The sequence below is a fragment of the Streptomyces sp. NBC_00223 genome (assembly GCF_036199905.1).
Classification (GTDB): Bacteria; Actinomycetota; Actinomycetes; order Streptomycetales; family Streptomycetaceae; genus Actinacidiphila.
Map to the genome: position 1 here is coordinate 7,831,659 of NZ_CP108109.1, position 17,884 is coordinate 7,849,542.

At 74.2% G+C, this 17,884-nt stretch carries 19 protein-coding genes; 6 read left to right on the forward strand and 13 right to left on the reverse strand.

From position 1 onward, the window contains the following. Positions 1-78: 78 nt before the first annotated feature. Positions 79-1,710, reverse strand: a complete 1,632-nt coding sequence (locus OHA30_RS33280) for a DHA2 family efflux MFS transporter permease subunit (RefSeq protein WP_328917580.1) — start codon at positions 1,708-1,710, stop codon at positions 79-81. Between the two features lie 150 nt (positions 1,711-1,860). On the opposite strand from OHA30_RS33280, the gene OHA30_RS33285 reads away from it, so the two are divergent. After that, positions 1,861-2,577 carry a TetR/AcrR family transcriptional regulator gene (locus OHA30_RS33285; protein ID WP_328918098.1) on the forward strand — a complete coding sequence of 239 codons (717 nt, stop codon included), beginning with the start codon at positions 1,861-1,863 and terminating at the stop codon, positions 2,575-2,577. A 13-nt stretch (positions 2,578-2,590) separates the two neighbouring features. Here the strand turns inward: OHA30_RS33285 and OHA30_RS33290 are convergent, their stop codons facing one another. The 6 genes from OHA30_RS33290 to OHA30_RS33315 form a co-directional block, all read right to left on the reverse strand. Further along, positions 2,591-2,752 carry a hypothetical protein gene (locus tag OHA30_RS33290; protein ID WP_328917581.1) on the reverse strand — a complete coding sequence of 54 codons (162 nt, stop codon included), beginning with the start codon at positions 2,750-2,752 and terminating at the stop codon, positions 2,591-2,593. Positions 2,753-2,838: 86 nt separating this feature from the next. Further along, on the reverse strand, positions 2,839-3,915 hold the full coding sequence (locus OHA30_RS33295; protein WP_328917582.1) for a hypothetical protein: 1,077 nt from the start codon (positions 3,913-3,915) through the stop codon (positions 2,839-2,841). 17 nt (positions 3,916-3,932) lie between these two features. After that, positions 3,933-4,889, reverse strand: coding sequence for a cytochrome c oxidase assembly protein (locus OHA30_RS33300; protein WP_328917583.1), 957 nt, complete (start codon positions 4,887-4,889; stop codon positions 3,933-3,935). 101 nt (positions 4,890-4,990) lie between these two features. Next, entirely contained in the window at positions 4,991-6,016 is a 1,026-nt protein-coding gene (locus OHA30_RS33305) for a 6-phosphofructokinase (protein ID WP_328917584.1), read from the reverse strand. Positions 6,017-6,282: 266 nt separating this feature from the next. After that, the gene (locus OHA30_RS33310; RefSeq protein WP_328917585.1) at positions 6,283-7,011 is read right to left on the reverse strand and encodes a type 1 glutamine amidotransferase; all 729 of its coding nucleotides are present in this window, start codon (positions 7,009-7,011) and stop codon (positions 6,283-6,285) included. 19 nt (positions 7,012-7,030) lie between these two features. After that, the gene (locus tag OHA30_RS33315; protein WP_328917586.1) at positions 7,031-8,269 is read right to left on the reverse strand and encodes a MurT ligase domain-containing protein; all 1,239 of its coding nucleotides are present in this window, start codon (positions 8,267-8,269) and stop codon (positions 7,031-7,033) included. A gap of 212 nt (positions 8,270-8,481) precedes the next feature. Here OHA30_RS33315 and def point away from each other — a divergent pair, with 212 nt between their 5' ends. Continuing rightward, entirely contained in the window at positions 8,482-9,036 is a 555-nt protein-coding gene (def, locus tag OHA30_RS33320) for a peptide deformylase (RefSeq protein WP_328917587.1), read from the forward strand. On the opposite strand, the gene OHA30_RS33325 is transcribed toward def, so the two are convergent. Continuing rightward, positions 9,033-9,680: a TetR family transcriptional regulator gene (locus tag OHA30_RS33325; RefSeq protein ID WP_328917588.1), complete on the reverse strand. Its 648-nt coding sequence runs from the start codon at positions 9,678-9,680 to the stop codon at positions 9,033-9,035. The genes def and OHA30_RS33325 overlap by 4 nt on opposite strands. 149 nt (positions 9,681-9,829) lie before the next feature. Between OHA30_RS33325 and OHA30_RS33330 the strand changes: the two genes are divergently transcribed. After that, positions 9,830-11,077 carry an acyl-CoA dehydrogenase family protein gene (locus tag OHA30_RS33330; RefSeq protein WP_328917589.1) on the forward strand — a complete coding sequence of 416 codons (1,248 nt, stop codon included), beginning with the start codon at positions 9,830-9,832 and terminating at the stop codon, positions 11,075-11,077. A 30-nt stretch (positions 11,078-11,107) separates the two neighbouring features. Here OHA30_RS33330 and OHA30_RS33335 read toward each other — a convergent pair whose 3' ends face one another. Continuing rightward, positions 11,108-11,248, reverse strand: coding sequence for a hypothetical protein (locus OHA30_RS33335; RefSeq protein WP_328917590.1), 141 nt, complete (start codon positions 11,246-11,248; stop codon positions 11,108-11,110). A gap of 129 nt (positions 11,249-11,377) precedes the next feature. Next, on the reverse strand, positions 11,378-13,429 hold the full coding sequence (locus OHA30_RS33340) for an FUSC family protein (RefSeq protein ID WP_405784855.1): 2,052 nt from the start codon (positions 13,427-13,429) through the stop codon (positions 11,378-11,380). Positions 13,430-13,676: 247 nt separating this feature from the next. On the opposite strand from OHA30_RS33340, the gene OHA30_RS33345 reads away from it, so the two are divergent. Both OHA30_RS33345 and OHA30_RS33350 read left to right on the forward strand, forming a co-directional pair. After that, a complete protein-coding gene (locus OHA30_RS33345) occupies positions 13,677-13,805 on the forward strand; it encodes a hypothetical protein (protein ID WP_328917592.1) in 129 nt (42 codons plus the stop codon). Positions 13,806-13,897: 92 nt separating this feature from the next. After that, on the forward strand, positions 13,898-14,521 hold the full coding sequence (locus tag OHA30_RS33350) for a winged helix-turn-helix domain-containing protein (RefSeq protein WP_328917593.1): 624 nt from the start codon (positions 13,898-13,900) through the stop codon (positions 14,519-14,521). Between the two features lie 135 nt (positions 14,522-14,656). Here the strand turns inward: OHA30_RS33350 and OHA30_RS33355 are convergent, their stop codons facing one another. Then, positions 14,657-15,121: a universal stress protein gene (locus OHA30_RS33355; protein ID WP_328917594.1), complete on the reverse strand. Its 465-nt coding sequence runs from the start codon at positions 15,119-15,121 to the stop codon at positions 14,657-14,659. A 226-nt stretch (positions 15,122-15,347) separates the two neighbouring features. On the opposite strand from OHA30_RS33355, the gene OHA30_RS33360 reads away from it, so the two are divergent. Then, a complete protein-coding gene (locus OHA30_RS33360) occupies positions 15,348-15,923 on the forward strand; it encodes an SRPBCC family protein (RefSeq protein WP_328917595.1) in 576 nt (191 codons plus the stop codon). Between the two features lie 131 nt (positions 15,924-16,054). On the opposite strand, the gene OHA30_RS33365 is transcribed toward OHA30_RS33360, so the two are convergent. Together OHA30_RS33365 and OHA30_RS33370 are read right to left on the reverse strand one after the other, a co-directional pair. Beyond that, a complete protein-coding gene (locus OHA30_RS33365; RefSeq protein ID WP_328917596.1) occupies positions 16,055-17,317 on the reverse strand; it encodes an MAB_1171c family putative transporter in 1,263 nt (420 codons plus the stop codon). Continuing rightward, positions 17,310-17,852, reverse strand: a complete 543-nt coding sequence (locus OHA30_RS33370; RefSeq protein WP_328917597.1) for a ParH-like protein — start codon at positions 17,850-17,852, stop codon at positions 17,310-17,312. Before OHA30_RS33370 ends, OHA30_RS33365 begins: the two co-directional genes overlap by 8 nt. Positions 17,853-17,884: the final 32 nt, after the last annotated feature.

Below are 17,884 nucleotides of genomic sequence, written 5' to 3' on the forward strand. Positions count from 1 at the left end.
GTGCCGGTGCCCCGGCAGAGTAGTGCCAGGGGCGGCGCCGCGACCAGGGTCCCCGGCCCCGGCGCGTCGCCCGGCGTATCAGCGGTCGGCGGCGGGGGCCGGCTCGGACGCGACCGAGGCGGCGGGCCCGGCCGCGTCAAGAGGCGTGTCCGAAGACCCGTCCGAAGATCCCTCGGAGGGCCCCGCCGGGGCCGCGTGCGCGGCCCTCCTCGGCATCAGGAAGGCGACCGCACCGCTCACCGCCAGCGCCGCCGCCGCGATCAGCAGCGTGGCCTCGGCCGCGCCGCCCATCCCGTGCGCGACGCCGTGCGCGGCGCCGCGCGTCCCCGGCCCGCCCTCGCCCGCCCCCTGTCCGGCGCGCGAGAAGAAGACCGTGCCCAGCACCGCCACCCCGATCGAACCGCCCAGCTGCTGCACCGCGTTGAGCACCCCCGACGCCGAACCGGTCTCCTCGTCCGAGACCCCGGCCAGCGCGATGTCGAAGAACGGCGCCATCACGACCCCGAGCCCGATCCCGCTGACCAGCAGCGACGGCAGCAGCTGCCACCCCGTCACCGCGTCGCCCGCCAGACGCACCGTCAGGGCGACCGCGCCGATGGCCACCGCGGTGGTGACCAGCCCCGCCTGGATCGTACGGCGGCCGTACTTCGGGCCCAGCCACGTCCCGGACAGGGTCGCGCCGATCGCCGAGCCGAGCGCCCAGGGGAAGGTGGTCAGGCCCGCCCGCAGCGGGCTGTACCCGAGGCCGTACTGCAGGAACAGGGTGAGGACGAGCATCAGCCCGGCGAGCGCGGCGAAGAAGACCACGCCGACCGCCAGCGAGCCGGTGTAGCCGCGGTGCCGGAACAGACCCGGCTCGATCAGCGGCGAGCCGCCGCGCGCCCGCAGCGCGCGCTGGCGCAGGGCGAAGACACCGAGCACCGGCAGCGCGGCGGCCATCAGCCCGTACGACCACAGCGGCCAGCCCAGGTCACGGCCCTGCACCAGCGGATAGACCAGCAGCAGTACGGCGGCGCTGACCAGGCCGACGCCCGGCAGGTCGAGCCGCGGCGCGTGCGGGGCCCGGCTCTCCGGCAGCACCCGCAGCGCGGTGAGGAAGGCGGCCGCGGCGAGCGGTACGTTGATCAGGAAGACCGCGCGCCACCCGGTGCCGAGCACGTCGGCGTCGGTGAGCCAGCCGCCGAGCACCGGGCCGCCGACCGCCGCGAGCCCCATCACCGGGCCGAAGAAGGCGAAGGCCGAGCCGATCCGGTCGGGCGGGAAGATCTGCCGGACCAGCCCGATGCCCTGCGGCACCATCATCGCGGCGAAGACGCCCTGCCCGGCGCGCGTCGCGATCAGCATCCCTGACGAGGACGCGCACGCGCACAGCAGCGAGCAGACCGCGAAGCCCGCGACGCCGACCAGGAACATCCGGCGCCGCCCGACGATGTCGCCGAGCCGCGCCCCGGCGATCATCAGCACCGCGAAGGCCAGCGTGTAGGAGGCGGTGATCCACTGGATCCGGGTGGAGCTGCCGCCGAAGTCGGCCTGGACCGACGGGGAGGCGATGCCGACGATCGTCGTGTCGAGCAGGTCCATCACCTCCACGGCGAGGACCACGGCCAGGCCGAGCCAGCGCAGCCGGCCGACGGCCGGTGCGGGCGGCGCGGGCGGTCCGGGCGGTCCGGGCGTGTCGGCCGGTCCGGTGGCGAGTGCGGATGCGGTCATGCGGGAGCCCTTCGGGAGTGCGCCGCCCTCTGGCAAGCGCGGCGCGAACACTGTTCGTCTTGGACGAACACCGTTCTACTCACGAACACTGTTCGCGTCAAATACAGTGGAGGGGTCCCCATCGCCGGAGGTGTCCCGCCCGTGACCGACATGCCCGCCCCGCCGTGGCCCCGCGCCCGCAGGACCGCCCCCCGGCGCACGCTCAGCCAGGACGCGGTGGTCACCGCGGCGCTGCACGTCATCGGCACCGAGGGCGCCGAGGCGCTGAGCATGCGCCGGGTCGCCCAGGAACTCGGTACGGGCCCGGCCTCGCTCTACGCGCATGTCTCGGGCCGTGAGGAACTGATCGCCCTGGCCATCGACCGGGCGCTCGGCGGCGTCGAGTGCCCCGAGCCCGACCCCGGCCGCTGGCAGGAGCAGGTGAAGCAGGTGATGCGGCAGGCCCGCGCGGTGCTGGTCGCGCACGGCGACCTGGCGCGGCTCTTCCAGGAGATCGGCGTGCCGATGGGCGGGAACGCCGCCCGCTGCACCGAAGGGCTGCTGGCCGTTCTCGCCGCCGCCGGACTGCCGCCGCAGGTCTGCGCCTACGCGGTCGACGCCCTTCCGCTCTACATCACCGGCGCCGCCGCCGAGGAGGCGGTCCGCACCGCCCGCCACCGGGCGGGCGGGCCCGACCGGAAGGGGATGATGGAGCGGACCCGCGCGTACTTCCAGGCCCTGCCCGCGGACCGCTTCCCGATGATCAACGGCATGGTGGACGAGCTGATGCGGGACGAGGGCGACGAGCGGTTCGAGTTCGGCCTCAACCTGCTGGTGACGGGCCTGGCCCGGTACGCGCCGCACCCCTCGTCAGGCCGGACGCCCTAGCGCCCCGGACGTCCTAGCGCCGCACCCGGATCGCCGCCACCCCGGCCGTGCACAGCGCCAGCACCACCCAGGCGGACCACAGCCAACTGCTCGACCCCAGCGCCACGGTGTAGCCGACCACCGCCACCAGGCACACCAGGGTGCACACCGCCATCGACTTCGCCGGTCCCGACATGGCACGCCCTCCTCCCGGAGCACGCGCGGGCGCCACGCCCGGCGGCGGCCCCGGCTTTCATGGTGGCCCCGCGGACGGGCCGGGCGCTACCACTTCCCGTCGGTCACCTGGCCGGGATCGTCACCCAGCGGCTTGACCTGGTGCGGCCGCGGCGGGATCCACGGCTGCCCGTCGTCCCCGAGCCAGTCACCCACCGGCCTCACGTCCGCCAGCGGGCCGCCGGGCGCCAGATCCTCCGCGTCCGCGTCGAAATAGTCGAACCACGGCAGGCCCGCCGCGTTGTACGCCCCCCGGTCCACAGGGGAGGAGGGGGCCGGCTCCCCGGTGACCGCCCGCCACTGCGGCGCGGTCGCCAGGTGGACGAAGACCCGGCCGGAGGGCTGCTCCCGCCAGTCGTCGAGCGGCCGCTCGTCGCGGTAGACGTCCTGCCGCATCCGCCCGCCCGCGCCCAGACCCATCGAGGCCACCGGCGGGGCCGAGCGGGCCGCCACCGGCGCCGCCGCGGGCACCGGACCCGACCCGAAGGCCGCCGACCCGAAGGCCGCTCCCGGCGCCGAGGGCGGAAAGGGCGGCTGCCCGGGCGCCGGCTTCTGCGCGCCCGTGCCCCAGCCCCGGTGCGGCTCCCGCGCCTGCGCGGCCTGCCACTGGTCGAGCACGTCGCGGCGCAGCTCGAAGACCTGCAACTGCACCCCGCCCCAGACCTCCTCGCCGGAGACCTGCCCCTCCACCGTCGCCCCCAGGCCCAGCGGCACCGCGACGAACTGCCGGATCGTGCCCTGCCCGGAGTTGATGCCGTCCAGCCACGGCTGACGCGGCAGCACCACGTAATTCTGCGGACTCTGCGTCAGCCGGTCGCTCCACGGCCGCCCCGAGACCGCGCACACCCTGCCCACCCCCACCTGGAGGGCGGCCGGCACCGGCGAGGAGAAGCTCAGCCACATCGCCTCGCGCTGGTACACCGGCAGCAGCACCCCGCCGCGCTCCCGCCACTCGGCCGGCGCCCGCCCGGGGAAGTCGGACACCCGGCGCAACGGGAACGTACCCAGGCCCGGCGGCAGCGGGTGGGTGCCCGTCTCCGGCAGCCGCAGCGTCCGCATGAACCTGACTGTCGCGCCGCCGGGCAACTCCAGCGCCGCACCCGATATCCGCACCTGCTCGGCCACCGAAGGGCCCCTTTCCTTCAACCGCGGCTGCGCGCCTCCAGCGACGCCAAATACGCGTTGTACGCGACCAGTTCCGCATCGCCGTCACGGTCCGCCGCCCGGTCGCCGCGCCGCGCCTGCCGCTGCTCGCTGGTGTACCACTGGAACACCAGCGCGACCAGCACGATGACCGAAGGGACTTCGCTGAACGCCCAGGCGATACCACCGGCCGCCGTCTGGTCGTCCAGCGGATTGATCCCGAGCGACCCCGGCGGACGCAGGAACGTCGTCACCATCGGCTCGCTCGCCATCATCAGCGCGATGCCGAAGAACGCGTGGAACGGCATGCCCGCGAACAGCTCCAGCATCCGCATCACATAGCCGGGCCGGTGCGGCCCCGGGTCGACGCCCATGATCGGCCAGAAGAACACCAGCCCCACCGCGAGGAAGTGCAGCATCATCGCGATGTGCCCGGCCCTGCTGCCCATCAGCGTGTCGAACAGCGGCGTGAAGTACAGCCCGTACAGGCTCGCGATGAACAGCGGGATGGTGAACGCCGGATGCGTGACGATCCGCAGATACCGGCTGTGCAGCAGCTTCACCAGCAGCTCGCGCGGCCCGGTCCGCCCGTGCCCGGCCGTCGGCAGTGCCCGCAGCGCGAGCGTCACCGGGGCGCCGAGCAGCAGCAGGATCGGCGAGAGCATGCTGAGGATCATGTGCTGCGTCATGTGCACGCTGAACATGACCATGCCGTAGTCATTGAGCCGGGTGCACATCGTCACACCCACGGTCAGCACCCCGGCCGCGAACGCCGCCGTCCGGCCCACCGGCCAGCCGTCGCCGCGCCGCCGCAGCCGTACGACACCCCAGCCGTACAGGACCAGCAGCACCGCGCACAGCACCAGGAAGAACGGATCACCGCCGCTGTACGACAGCCCCCTGCCGAGGGTGAACGGCGGCAAGTCCATGTGCGTGCCGTATCCGCCGTGATCCATCCGTGGTTCTCCTGTCCGTTGTGCCCGCTCCAGAGTAGAACCGCCCCCGGCCGCGAACTCGGCCGGGGGCGGGCAGCGCGGACGGGCCGCCGGTCAGACGGTCACAGGACGCACTCGGCCTCGGTGTAGCGCTCGGCCGGCACCGTCTTGAGCTGTTCCACGGCCTCGGACAGCGGCACCAGCGTGATGTCCGTGCCGCGCAGCGCGGTCATCATGCCGAACCGCTCGTGGTGCACGGCCTCGACCGCGTGCCAGCCGAACCGGGTGGCCAGCACCCGGTCGTACGCGGTCGGGGTGCCGCCGCGCTGCACATGGCCGAGGATCACCGGCCGGGCCTCCTTGCCGAGCCGCTGCTCCAGCTCGATGGAGAGCTGGTTGGCGACGCCGGTGAAGCGCTCGTGGCCGTAGACGTCGGTGATGCCGGAGCTGAACTCCATCGTGCCCTCGCGCGGCTTGGCGCCCTCGGAGACCACCACGATCGCGAACTTCTTGCCCGCCTCGAAGCGCTTGCCGACCACGTCGGCCAGCTCCTCCACGTCGAAGGGCCGCTCGGGCACCACGATGGCGTGCGCGCCGGCCGCCATGCCCGAGTGCAGCGCGATCCAGCCGGTGTGGCGGCCCATGACCTCGACGATCAGCACCCGCTGGTGCGACTCGGCGGTCGTCTTGAGCCGGTCGAGCGCCTCGGTCGCGACCGTCACCGCGGTGTCGAACCCGAAGGTGACGTCGGTGGACGCGATGTCGTTGTCGATCGTCTTGGGCACGCCGACGATGGGCAGGCCCGCGTCCGACAGCAGCCGGGCCGCCTTGAGGGTGCCCTCGCCGCCGATCGGGATGATCGCGTCCAGGCCCAGGTCACGGACGTGGCCCTTGGCCTGCTCCACCCCGCCGCGCAGATGGGCGGGCTGCACCCGGGACGAGCCGAGGATCGTGCCGCCGCGGGCGAGGATGCCGCTCACCGCGTCCAGGTCCAGCTTGCGGTAGTCGCATTCGAGCAGGCCCTTCCACCCGTCGTGGAAGCCGATCACCTCGTCACCGTGGTCCACCACGGCGCGGTGCACCACGGACCGGATGACGGCGTTCAGCCCGGGGCAGTCGCCGCCGCTGGTCAGCACACCAATACGCATTGCTCTCGCTACTCCCGCAAGTCGACCGGACGGCCGGACCCCGTCGTCCGGATGGATCGCCGCCAGCTTACCGAGCCGACCCGGAACGTCTCCATGCCGACCGTACTGCGGACACCTGACGATTACTCAAACTCCGGGGGGCGCCTGCGCAGCGTGACGGGACCGAGGTGGGGCGTACGGCCGCCGCGGAACTGTGATTTCCGGCATACGCGCGGACAGCCCCCGAAAGCGGCCCCGGCCGCCCCCCGGCCGCCCCGCCGCCGTTGTCAGGCGGGCTGGACGGCCGCCGCGATCCGCTCCGCGCGCAGCGACTCGTACCACTGGTCGTCGACCGGCGGCAGCGCGTTCACATCGAGCGCCAGCTTGATCAGCAGATCGGCGATCTGCGGATTGCGGGCCATCACCGGGCCGTGCATGTACGTGCCGAAGACCGTGTCGTTGAACGCGCCCTCGGTGCCGTCGCCGGTCCCGTTGCCCTTGCCGATCCGCAGCCGCGCGAACGGGCGCGCGGCCGGGCCGACATGCGTGACGCCCTGGTGGTTCTCGAACCCGGTCAGCGGCGGCAGGTTCAGATTCGGGTCGATGTCGGCCAGCACGTCGCCCACGCAGCGCTCGCCCTCGCCGCGCACACTGACCACGTCCAGCAGGCCCAGGCCCGGCTCGGGGCGGCCCAGGTCGTTGACGAACTCGTGGCCCAGGATCTGGTAGCCCGCGCAGACCGAGAAGACGATCGCGCCGTTGGCGACCGCCCGGTTCAGCCCGCCGTCGCGGCGCAGCCGCTCGGCCGCGAGCCGCTGCGGGCGGTCCTCACCGCCGCCGATCAGATAGATGTCCCCGGAGGTCGGGATCGCGTGGTCGGAGCGGACGTCGACCCGGGTGACCGGCACCCGGCGCTGCTGCGCCCGGCGCTCCACGACCAGGACATTGCCCTGGTCGCCGTAGGTGCTCAGCAGGTCGGGGTAGACCCACACCACCCGCAGGCTGGACTCACTCATGCGTGCTCTCCTCATCGGGTCAGTTGCCGACACGGCGGCGCATGTCCTGGAAGGCCGTGTAGTTCGCGATGGCCTCGATCCGGCCGGGCGGCGCCGCCCGTACCGCCTCGTCCAGGTCGTCGCAGACCCGGAACTGGAGCCCCGCGACCTCAAGGCGCACCGCGAGGTCCATCCGGCGGTCGCCGATGACCATGATCGGGTGCCCGGCCAGCCGGGTGTAGTCCACGTCCCAGAGCCAGGAGGTGTCGGTGCCGTCGGCGCCGCGCGCGTTGACCGACAGCAGCACCGGGGTGGGCGGGCCGTCGATGAGCGAGAACGTCTCCAGCCAGCCGGCCGGGTTCTTCGCCAGCAGCAGCCGCAGCTCGCGGTGCTGGTACGACACCACGTCGTACCGCCCGGCGACGGCCTGCACCTTGTACATCCGCTCCAGCGCGACCTTGGGGTCGACCCCGAAGGCGGCGGCCGCGGCGGCGGACACGGCCGCGTTGGACTTGTTGGCCCGGCCCGGCAGCTGGAGGTGGATCGGCCAGGCGACACCGTACGGGTCGATGACGTGGTCACCGGAGAGCGACCAGGTCGGCATCGGGCGGCGGAAGCCGCACTCGGCGCAGAACCAGTCCTCCGACGGGCGCTGGAGCACACCGCCGCACGACGGGCAGGACCAGGCGTCGTCCTTCCACTCCTGGCCGGCCGCCACCCACACCACGGTGGGGCTCGACGAGGCCGCCCAGGTGATCAGCGGGTCGTCGGCGTTGGCGATGATGATCGCCTCGACCCCGGCCAGGCCCTCGCGCCACTTCTCGGCCAGCATGCGGGTCTCCGCGGCCCGGTCGAGCTGGTCGCGGGAGAGGTTGAGCAGCGCGATGGCCTTGGGGGCGACATCGCGCGCGACGCCCGCGAGGTACTTCTCGTCCACCTCGATCACGCCGTAGCGCGCGTCGGAGCCGCCGGCCAGCGCGGAGGTGATGCCCGCCGGCATGTTGGCGCCGAGCGCGTTGGAGACCACCTGGCCGTTGGCGCGCAGGGCCTCGGCGAGCAGTCGGGTGGTGGTGGTCTTGCCGTTGGTGGCCGATACCAGCACCACGTCCAGATGCCGGGCGAGCCTGGCCAGCAGGTCGGGGTCGAACCTGAGCGCGACCCGGCCGCCGATCACCGATCCGCTGCCGCGGCCCGCCACACGCGACACCGCCGCCGCGGCCTTGCCCGCCGTCACGGCCAGCTTGGCCCGTGGCGACAGCGGCTCCGAGTTGCCTGCCATCGTCCTGTTTCCTCCTCGACTCCGGCCGCGCCGCAGCCCCGGCGGACGGCCGGTACCGCGCCCCCGGGCACCGCTGCGGCGGCCGACAAGTTCCGGTCAACACCCAGCCTATCGACTCCGCGCGCCCGGTCCGCACCGCGCCGCCCCACCGGCGATCAGGAACAGTCGCCCGGCCGGGTCCTGACGGCGTCGCGGTCGTTACGCTGTGCCGCATGCGACGCGGCACCATCCCCGGCAGTACCGGCACCGTACGCCCGGTGCGGCGGTTCGGCGACCCCGGACTGCACGCCCCCTGCGCGGAGGTCACCGAGTTCGGCGCGGAGCTGTACCGGCTGATCGAGGACATGTTCGCCTCGATGTACGCGGCCGGCGGGGTCGGGCTGGCGGCCAATCAGCTCGGCGTCCCCCTGCGGGTGTTCGTCTACGACTGCCCGGACGACGAGGACCGCCGCCATCTGGGCCATCTGGTCAACCCGGGCCCGGTGCGCACCGGCGGGATCATTCTGACCGGCCCCGAGGGCTGTCTGTCGCTGCCCGGGATCGAGTCGGGCGTCCGGCGCCACGACGAGGCCGCCGTCGACGGCTTCGACATGCTGGGACGGCCGCTGACCGTGGAGGGCACCGGGTTCTTCGCCCGCTGCCTCCAGCACGAGGGCGACCACTTGGAGGGCACGGTCTTCTCCGACCGGCTGCGCGGCCCGCGCCGGGCCCGGGCGCTGTGGGCCGCCCGCCGCGGCGCCGGGAGCCGCGGCTCCTCGGCGGACTAGAGTCCCCGGCTGCCCGCGCGGTCGTCGGCGACGGCGAGCCGGCCCCACAGCAGGTCCGCCAGGCCGCGTACCAACTCGTCGCGGGAGCAGGGCCGCTCGCCCAGCCACCAGTCGCCCGCCGCGTACATCATGCCGACGATGCCGTGCCCCCAGACCCGGGCCAGCTGCCGGGTGTCAGGGCCGAGGTCGAGGCGTTCCGCTATCACCTCGCCGAGGTCCTCGCCCATCCGCCGCAGCAGCGGGACCTGGTGCCGCCCGACGTCGAAGCCCTTCTCGCCGTCGGCGGCGGGCGTCTCGGCCGGGTGCATCAGGAAGCGGTAGACCTGCGGGCGGGTCTCGATCGCCGACAGATAGGCGTGCAGGGTCGCCTCGACCCGGTCGCGGCGGTCGCCTGCGGAGTCGAGCGCGGTGCGCAGCGTGGCCAGCAGGGCGTCGGTGTGGCGCTTGGCCAGCGCCCGGTACAGCCCGCTCTTGTCGCCGAAGTGCCGGTAGAGGATCGGCTTGGTGATGCCCGCCTCGGCGGCGATGGCGTTCATGGACGCCTCGGGGCCGTCCCGCAGCACCACGCGTTCGGCGGCTTCGAGCAGCTCGACGCGCCGCCGCTCCGTAGCCGTCCGCTGGTCCCGCCGCTGGCCGGTCTCCACCCGAGCCTCCCCGGTTGTTCGATTGCTGGTGGTCTGCGCAACGTAACACCCCTCGTGCCCCGGTCTGCCCGCGGTGGGGTGAGTTGACATTCTTTACCAGGGGGTAACAGACTTCTGTTACCGCAAGTAACCACCACGTGGAGGGGACGATGGGCGACTTCACGCTCGATCTCGACGACGACCAGCGGGCCGTGCGCGACTGGATCCACGGCTTCGCCGCGGATGTCATGCGCCCGGCGGCCGCCGAGTGGGACGAGCGGGAGGAGACGCCCTGGCCGATCATCCAGGAGGCGGCCAAGATAGGCATCTACTCGCTGGACTTCTACGCCCAGCAGTACTTCGACCCCACCGGGCTCGGCATCCCGATGGCGATGGAGGAGCTGTTCTGGGGCGACGCGGGCATCGCGCTGTCCATCGTCGGCACGGGGCTGGCCGCCGTGGGTGTGCTGGCCAACGGCACGGACGAGCAGATCGGCACATGGGTCCCGCAGATGTACGGCGACGCCGACGACGTGAAGGTCGCCGCCTTCTGCTCCTCGGAGCCGGACGCCGGCTCCGACGTGGCCGCCATGCGCACCCGGGCGGTGTACGACGAGGCCACCGGCGAGTGGGTGCTCAACGGCACCAAGACCTGGGCCACCAACGGCGGGATCGCCAACGTCCATGTGGTGGTCGCCGTGGTCGACCCCGGGCTCGGCTCCCGGGGCCACGCCTCCTTCATCGTCCCGCCGGGCACACCGGGGCTGTCGCAGGGCCAGAAGTTCAAGAAGCACGGCATCCGGGCCTCGCACACCGCCGAGGTCGTCCTGGAGGACGTCCGCGTCCCCGGCGACTGCCTGCTCGGCGGCAAGGACAAGCTGGACGAGCGGCTGGCCCGGGCCCGCGAGCGGGCGAAGGCGGGGAGCACGGGCAGCGGGGGCAGCGCGGGGAGTGTGAAGAACGCGGCGATGGCCACGTTCGAGGCGTCCCGCCCGGCGGTCGGCGCGATGGCGGTCGGCACGGCCCGCGCCGCGTACGAGTACGCGCTCGACTACGCCATGACCCGCGAGCAGTTCGGCCGTCCGATCATCGACAACCAGGGGATCGCGTTCCAGCTCGCGGACATGCGTACGCAGATCGACGCGGCCCGGCTGCTGGTCTGGCGGGCGTCCTGGATGGCGACCGCGGGCCGGCCGTTCACCTCGGCGGAGGGCTCGATGTCCAAGCTGTTCGCCAGCGAGACGGCCAAGAAGGTCACCGCCCAGGCGGTGCAGATCCTCGGGGGCAACGGGTTCACCCGTGAGTACCCGGTGGAGCGGATGCACCGGGACAGCGCGATCTACACGATCTTCGAGGGGACGAGCGAGATCCAGCGCCTGGTCATCGCCCGCACCCTCTCCGGCCTCCCGATCCGCTGACCGCCTCCGGCGCGGGGCGAAGCGGCGGGGTCAGTCGCGGTAGCCGCGCAGGAGGAACCAGCCGAGGAGGGCCACGCCGACGACCGAGACGACGATGAAGCCGCGCATCACCGGGCCCGGGCCGGGCGAGTGGCTGACCGCGAGGGTCGTCAGCACGGAGTGGATCTGCATGGCAACTCCTTAAACTTCGACGCCTCAGCGTAGACCCCGCCGTACCCCGCCTCCGCCGCCGGGGGCCACAGCACGGCCGCCTCCGGTCGTCCCCCTTCGCCCCCCGGCCGGGCCCCCGGCGCCCGGCCGTCAGGGCGCCGCGCGGGTGGCGCCGCCGGCCGGGTGGCCGCGCCCGGGGGAGCGCGGCCGCAGCGCCTCCGCCAGCTCGCCCAGCGTCTCCGTCAGCAGCTCGCCCCCGCGCCGGACGATCCGCTCCTCGGGCGGCCCGCCCCGCCACTCCGCCAGCACCGGGTCCAGCGGCCTCCAGTCCGGCGCCCGCCGCTCCCGTACGGCCTGCGCCGCCACCGCCGTCGTCTCGCGCAGGGCCGTCGCGAAACGCGCCGCGCCCGGCAGCGGGGCCGCGTCCCGCGGCGGCAGATGGGCCTCCATCAGCAGCCCGATCCGGCCGAGCGCGGACAGCGCCGCGTCGGCGTTGCGCACCGCGGTGCGCGACAGCCCGCGGTGCCGCACCGGCTCGACGTCCGCGCGGGCCACCGCCTGGTCCCAGGCCGCGCCCGCCGCCCGCAGTTCCAGCAGCGCCTGCCGTACGGCCCGCGACCGCGCCCGGCCGGGCTCCGCGTACGCCTCCATCACCGTGGCCGCGTACCCGGCCGAGGCCTCCAGCCACTCCGCGAGCCGGTCGCGCAGCCGGGGCGTCTCCCAGGCCGGGAAGACCGCGTAGGCGATCATCGCCAGCATCCCGCCGAGCAGGGTCAGCAGCACCCGGTCCCGTACCGTCTGCTCCCACTGCACCCCCGCCATGCCCAGCAGGAAGACCACGTACGCGCCCACGCACACCTGCGCGACCACGTATCCGGTACGCAGCAGCAGGTACATCAGTCCCACCGACAGCACGGCCAGCCCCGCGGAGGTGTACGTGCCCGGGTGCAGGGCCTGGGCGACGGCCGAGGCGAGGGTGACGCCGACGAGGGTGCCGGCGAAACGCCCGACGCCGCGCTCGAAGGTCTGGGTGAAGTCCGGGCGCATCACCATCACCGAGGCCATCGGCACCCAGTAGCCGTGGCCGAGCGGCAGCGCCGTGCCCAGGAGGTAGCCCACGGCGGCGACCACCGCGAGCCGTACCGCGTGCCGGAAGACCGGGGTCTCCCAGCGCGCCTGGCGGCGCACCGCCCGCACGGTCAGCGGCAGCAGTTCGCGCACCGGGGGCCGCAGCAGGTGGGTCGCGCCGGTCGCGTCCGTCGGGCCCGAGCCGTCGGCCCCCTCGACGGCGGCGACCAGCAGCGACACCAGCCGGGTGGCGGACCGGCCCGCGGCGCCGGACAGTTCGGTGTCCACGTCGGGCGCGCGCAGCATCTCCTCGGCAGTCGCGGGCACCCGTACCGGCCTGCCGTGCCGGATCGCGCGGGCCACCGCGTCCAGGACGTCCGCGGCGACCGTCAGCATCTCGCGGGCCAGTCGGCGTTCGGGGCCCTGGGCCGCCGCGCCGACCCGGGGGTCGGCGAGCGAGGCGAGCACCGGGCGGATGCGCTCGGCCAGCGCGCGGTTGCCGTGCAGTTCCTCCGGGCGGCGCCTGGCCTGGCGGGCCGTCAAGGTGGCGGCGCTGCGGGCGGCCATCAGCGGCGCCGGGTCGAAGGGCGCCAGCGGGTCCTGCCGCAGCAGGCGGGCGAAGTCCGCCTCCGCGGCGAAGGCGTCGGCGAGCGCGTCGCGCTGGGCGCCCCAGCGGCGCACCGGGAACAGCACGATCAGGGCCGCCTGCACCACACCGCCGGCCGCGATCAGCCCCGCGTGGTGCAGCGCGTTCGGCACGGAGGTGGGCAGCGTGACCACGACCAGCATCACGGCCACCGTGAACGCGGAGACCATGCCCGTGGTCGGGCCCAGCGCCCACGCCATGCCCGCGCCGAACGCCCACACCGCGAGCAGCAGGACGAAGAGCGCCAGGTGCGAGGCGGCCAGATAGCCGAGGAAGGTGCTCACCGCCAGGCCCGTACCGGTCACGAGCGCCAGCACCGGGCGCGGCCGCCAACTGCGCTGGAAAGTGGCCGCGCCCGCCGCGAAGGCGCCGAAGGCGGAGGACGCGGCGACCGGCGGCGACCACAGCCACAGCGACAACGCGAGCACGATCGCGACGCCCGCCGCCGTGCGCAGCGCCGTCAGCGGCTCCAGCCGGATCCGCTGCACCCGGAGACCGGAACGGGTGGTCCGGCGCAGCGCGCGTCCCCACGCGCCGCCCCTTCTTCCGTTTCTTCCGTTTCTCCCGCTGCGGATCATGTTCCCGAGAATAGGCAGAAACCGTCCCATAGCCTCCGCCGCCGTCCGTTCCGTGCGCCGCGGCCGCGGCGCGTCGGGGGTGGACGTGACCGCGGACACCTGATGACGTGCCCCGTTCACGTACACCCCATGCGCGCGGTCTGGTTCAATGGGGGACATGGCCAGCACTACTGACACCGGGACAGGTCGCCACGACCTTGAGCCCTTCTGGCCGTCCCGGCAGGAGCACCACTTCGACCGCTGGTGTTGCCGCGCGATCCCCGCGCGGACCCGCGTCGCCCGCTGACCCACCCCTGCACGGCCACAAGCCGCCGAGGTCAGCACCCGGTCCCGCGCAAGACGGAGTCCCACGACCCTTCGCGCGAAAGAGCCGAACCCATGTCGAACGTCTCGCACTTCCAGACCCTGCCCACCCCCGCCGCCGGATCCGCCACCGCGAACCGGCAGCGTCTGCGCGCCGTACGGCCCGACGAGGTGCCGCCCGCGCCGGACTTCCTGCCGCCCGGTGCCACCTGGCTGCCCGCCCCCGGACATGTGCTGCCGACCGTGGCGGGCGGCGCCCCGATGGTCGGCTACCTGGTGCTCGTCCCCGCCGACCAGGCCCTGCCCGAGCCCGCCGCCGTGACCGGCGCGGCCGCGCAGTCCGCCGTCCCCTCCGTCGAGGAGACGGGCGGGACCGTTCCCGTACGGATCGACGGCGAGCGCCGCACCGCGGTCGTCGACGGCCGCCCGCTCGATCTCACCTACCTGGAGTTCGAGTTGCTGGCCCATCTGGTCGCGCACCCGCACCGGGTGCACTCCCGCGACCAGTTGGTCACCACCGTGTGGGGATACGGCCACGTCGGCGACGGCCGTACGGTGGACGTCCACATCGCGCGGCTGCGCCGCAAGCTGGGCGCCGAGCACCGCGGCAGCATCGTGACCGTACGCCGGGTCGGGTACAAGTACGCCCCGGCGCACACGGCTCCGGCCGCCCCCGCGGTCGCCGCGGCGGTGCGCTGACGGCGGCCCCGGCACCCCGGGCGCTCCCGCGGCGCCCGGGGTCCGCGGCGCCGACGGCGTCCCGCGAGGGCGCCGCGCGTCTCCGACGCGGGCCGCGGCACGACCGCGTGACCGCCGCGCGCCACCGACCCGGGCTTACGGGACGACGGTGACCGGCCACCGTCCGGCCTTCACCAGCCGGACGGCGACCGAGCCCACCAGCCGGTGCCCGGCGCGCTCCGAGGCGCCGACCACGACCGCGTCGGCGGTGAGCTGATCGGCGGCCATCGCGAGCCCGTTGTACGGGTCGCCGCGGAAGGTGTGGAACTCCCAGCGCACGTGGAAGGCGTCCCGCACCCGTTCCACCGCCTCGCGGATCTCCGCGAGCAACTGCTCGGCCACCCCGGTGTCCACCTCCGACACCGGGACGCCGAGCGCCGCGCCCCCGGCCAGATACGGCTGCACGTACACCAGGGCGAGCAGGGCCTTCTGCCGGCGGGCCAGTCCGGCGGCGTACGCCGCCGCGCGCCAGGACGAATCCGACCCGTCCAGCCCGGCGACGATCACTTTGGGCCCGTCCGTACCGCGCTCGAAACGCGCGGGCACCTGCTGTTCTTCCACCGGGCCAGGCTATCGGCCCTCCGGGCGTACGGCTCCCGCCCGAACACGCAGCGTTCTCACTCCAATGGACCTATTGCCACGACATGGGACCTTTTGCGGGGCACGCTTTCCGGGAGGAGTGATACAGGCGGCCTTCGGCCCGCCGGCGCAGGCACCGACGTCAGGTCCGCGCCCCGCGCCAGGCCGGCCGCCCACGCCGCTACCGGGGAGGTTAGTGATGCCGAGCGTGTCCACGAACGTGTTCGTGCCGAGGCGCCCCACGGAGGTCTTCGACTTCCTCGCGGACGCCCGCAACCTCGCCCTCTGGAGTTCCGGGGTGACCTCCGTCGATCAGACCCATGTGGTCCCCGGCGTCGACGCCCGCTATCGCTACCGCTATCCGGGCCGCCGGCGCCCGCATCTGCTGGTCTGCGCGGACTTCGAGCCGTGCCGGCGGATAGCGTTCCGCGGCCAGCGGATGTGGAGTCCGCTGGGCACCCAGGTGCCGCTCTACGCCTTCGATCTGCTGCCGCACGCCGACGGGACGCTGGTCCGGCTGTCGGTCACCAGTTCGCTGAGCGCGGCGCTGCTGCTGCTCGGGCCGGTGATCGCCATGGCCTGGCGGCGGGACCTGCCGACCGACAGCCGCAAGTTCCGCGAGCTGCTGGGCGGCGCGCGCACCCCCGTGGAGGCGCTGAGCGGTACGCCGGCCGCGCCCGTACCGGCCGCCGACCCGGCGACCGTGCTCCCCGCGGGTTCCCCGGTGGCGGCCGCCGGTCCGCTGGGGACGGCGCCGCCGCATGGCTTCGACTACGCTCATTGAGTGTTAAACTAACTATCTGACGCGGCGCGATCGTCCGTACTGAGCGTGTCCGTCACCCCAAGACTGCCCCGGCCTGGTCCCCCCGTCCCGGCCGGGGCTCCTTGCTGTCCGGACCCGCCGCGCCCCCGCTGTCACCGGCCTCCGGGTGCGTCCACGGCCGCCGTCCCGGTCCTGTCGGCCGGCCGCGCCCTGACGAACGTCCGGAACTGCTCGGTGACGCTCAGCAACCAGGCGACATCGGCGTCGACCGTGCCCGGCCGCGCCGCCGGCAGTACCGGGGCGGCGGCGCCCCGCGGCGGACGGCCCCCGCGGGCCCGGCGCGCCTCCAGGCCCGCGGCGATGCTCGCCGCCTCCATCACCGCGTCCGCCGGGCCTCCCGTCCGGCCCACGGCCTCCCGACCGGTGCCGCACGGGCGGCCGTGCGCCGCGAGCCAGGGCGAGACATCGGCCGGGCAGTACGGCCGCAGCGACAGCCGCCCGTCGTGGATCTCGATCACCCGGCGGTAGAGCGCGAACTCCGCCTGCCGCAGCCCGCCGAGCCCGCCCCCGGCCCGGCAGGGGGCCGCCGGCGGGGCCAGCGCGATCTCCGGATGGGCCTCGTGCAGGGCCGACCACAGCGGCTCCAGCGCCCGGTGCGCCCGGTGCGCGCGCAGCAGCCGCCCGGGGGCGGCCAGCAGCCTGCCCCACCAGGTGGCGGTGGCCCCGGCGACCGCGAGCCCGGCGCACAGCACGGCGAGCACCGCCGCCGGGGCGTCCTCGGCGGTGTCCTGCGCGCCGTGGGCGAGCACATGGACGACATCGCTGAGAATCCACAGCGTCCACACCCCGCCGACCACCGTGCTCGCCGTCATCAGCCGCAGACCGGTACGCAGCGGGCTCGGCCCGATCCGGCGGGCGTGCCGGCCGAGCAGGGTGGCCAGCACCACCAGACAGTGCGCGGCGTAGCCGAGGAACAGCAGGTCGTACGCCGCCAGCAGCAGACTGCCGCCCGGCGTGAACCGCCCGCTCCCGGCCTCGTAGCGCAGATGCGCGAGCACGAAGAGCACGGCAAGCGCCGACTGCGCGGCCGCGGACCGCACCACGGGTCCGCGGGTGGAGCGCGGCTCGTGCCCCGGCGGGCCGAGCGAGCGCGCCAGCAGGGCGAGGAAGGTCAGCGCGGTCAGCTTCAGCTCGGCCCCGGCCAGCACCCCCAGCTGCGGCGCGCACTCCAGGCCGTTGAGCAGATCCATGCTGGAGGGCGCGAGCACCAGCAGCGCGGTGCCCAGGGACAGCGCGAATCCGCAGATGTAGCGCGTCCCCGGGTCGGGCGGGCCGCCGCGGGACTCCCCGGCGATCCGGTAGCAGGCGAAGGCGAGCAGCAGACAGCCCGCGGTGTACGTGGCGGCGTCAACCACGCCGGGCGCTCCGCCGGGCCGGCACCCCGAACACCGAACTCAGCCTGCGCTGCTGACCGTCCGTCGGGTCCGGGTCCCGGTCGTCGCGCGCGGCCCGGTACCGGATGAGGGAAGCCAGCAGTTCGGCCTCGTGCTCCTGCGGCTCGCTGTACACGGTCCGGCCCAGCACCCGGCGCAGCAGGGCGCCGGGCAGGTGGGGGAGCAGGCCCTGCGCGCCGGAGGGATCGGGCCCCGCCGAGCGGTCGTGCCCGCACAGCAGATGGGCGGCCTCGTGGAGCAGGATGTGCTGCTGGTGCAGGGCGGAGGTGTCCGAGGCGTAGAGGATGCAGTCGGCGCTGTCGGTGACCATCAGCAGACCGCACGGCACATCGGGCCGCGCGGCGACCGGGATCAGCTCGATCGGCCGCCCGCGCCGCTCGGCGAGCCGCGCGATCAGCTCCACCGCGTCGAACGGGCGCGGCAGCGGCGCGTCACCGATGGCCCGCCGGTAGACGCCCCACAATTCCCGGTGGGACGGGTGCAGCCACATGTCCATTACCCCCGGTATGACGGCAGCCGCCGGTGAAA

What these genes read in the sequence shown, in the direction of transcription:
- OHA30_RS33280 (WP_328917580.1), bottom strand. Translation starts at nt 1,710, where the DNA reads ATGACCGCATCCGCACTCGCCACCGGACCGGCCGACACGCCCGGACCG.
- OHA30_RS33285 (WP_328918098.1), top strand. Translation starts at nt 1,861, where the DNA reads ATGCCCGCCCCGCCGTGGCCCCGCGCCCGCAGGACCGCCCCCCGGCGC.
- OHA30_RS33290 (WP_328917581.1), bottom strand. Translation starts at nt 2,752, where the DNA reads ATGTCGGGACCGGCGAAGTCGATGGCGGTGTGCACCCTGGTGTGCCTG.
- OHA30_RS33300 (WP_328917583.1), bottom strand. Translation starts at nt 4,889, where the DNA reads ATGGATCACGGCGGATACGGCACGCACATGGACTTGCCGCCGTTCACC.
- OHA30_RS33305 (WP_328917584.1), bottom strand. Translation starts at nt 6,016, where the DNA reads ATGCGTATTGGTGTGCTGACCAGCGGCGGCGACTGCCCCGGGCTGAAC.
- OHA30_RS33310 (WP_328917585.1), bottom strand. Translation starts at nt 7,011, where the DNA reads ATGAGTGAGTCCAGCCTGCGGGTGGTGTGGGTCTACCCCGACCTGCTG.
- OHA30_RS33315 (WP_328917586.1), bottom strand. Translation starts at nt 8,269, where the DNA reads ATGGCAGGCAACTCGGAGCCGCTGTCGCCACGGGCCAAGCTGGCCGTG.
- def (WP_328917587.1), top strand. Translation starts at nt 8,482, where the DNA reads ATGCGACGCGGCACCATCCCCGGCAGTACCGGCACCGTACGCCCGGTG.
- OHA30_RS33330 (WP_328917589.1), top strand. Translation starts at nt 9,830, where the DNA reads ATGGGCGACTTCACGCTCGATCTCGACGACGACCAGCGGGCCGTGCGC.
- OHA30_RS33335 (WP_328917590.1), bottom strand. Translation starts at nt 11,248, where the DNA reads ATGCAGATCCACTCCGTGCTGACGACCCTCGCGGTCAGCCACTCGCCC.
- OHA30_RS33345 (WP_328917592.1), top strand. Translation starts at nt 13,677, where the DNA reads ATGGCCAGCACTACTGACACCGGGACAGGTCGCCACGACCTTGAGCCC.
- OHA30_RS33350 (WP_328917593.1), top strand. Translation starts at nt 13,898, where the DNA reads ATGTCGAACGTCTCGCACTTCCAGACCCTGCCCACCCCCGCCGCCGGA.
- OHA30_RS33370 (WP_328917597.1), bottom strand. Translation starts at nt 17,852, where the DNA reads ATGGACATGTGGCTGCACCCGTCCCACCGGGAATTGTGGGGCGTCTAC.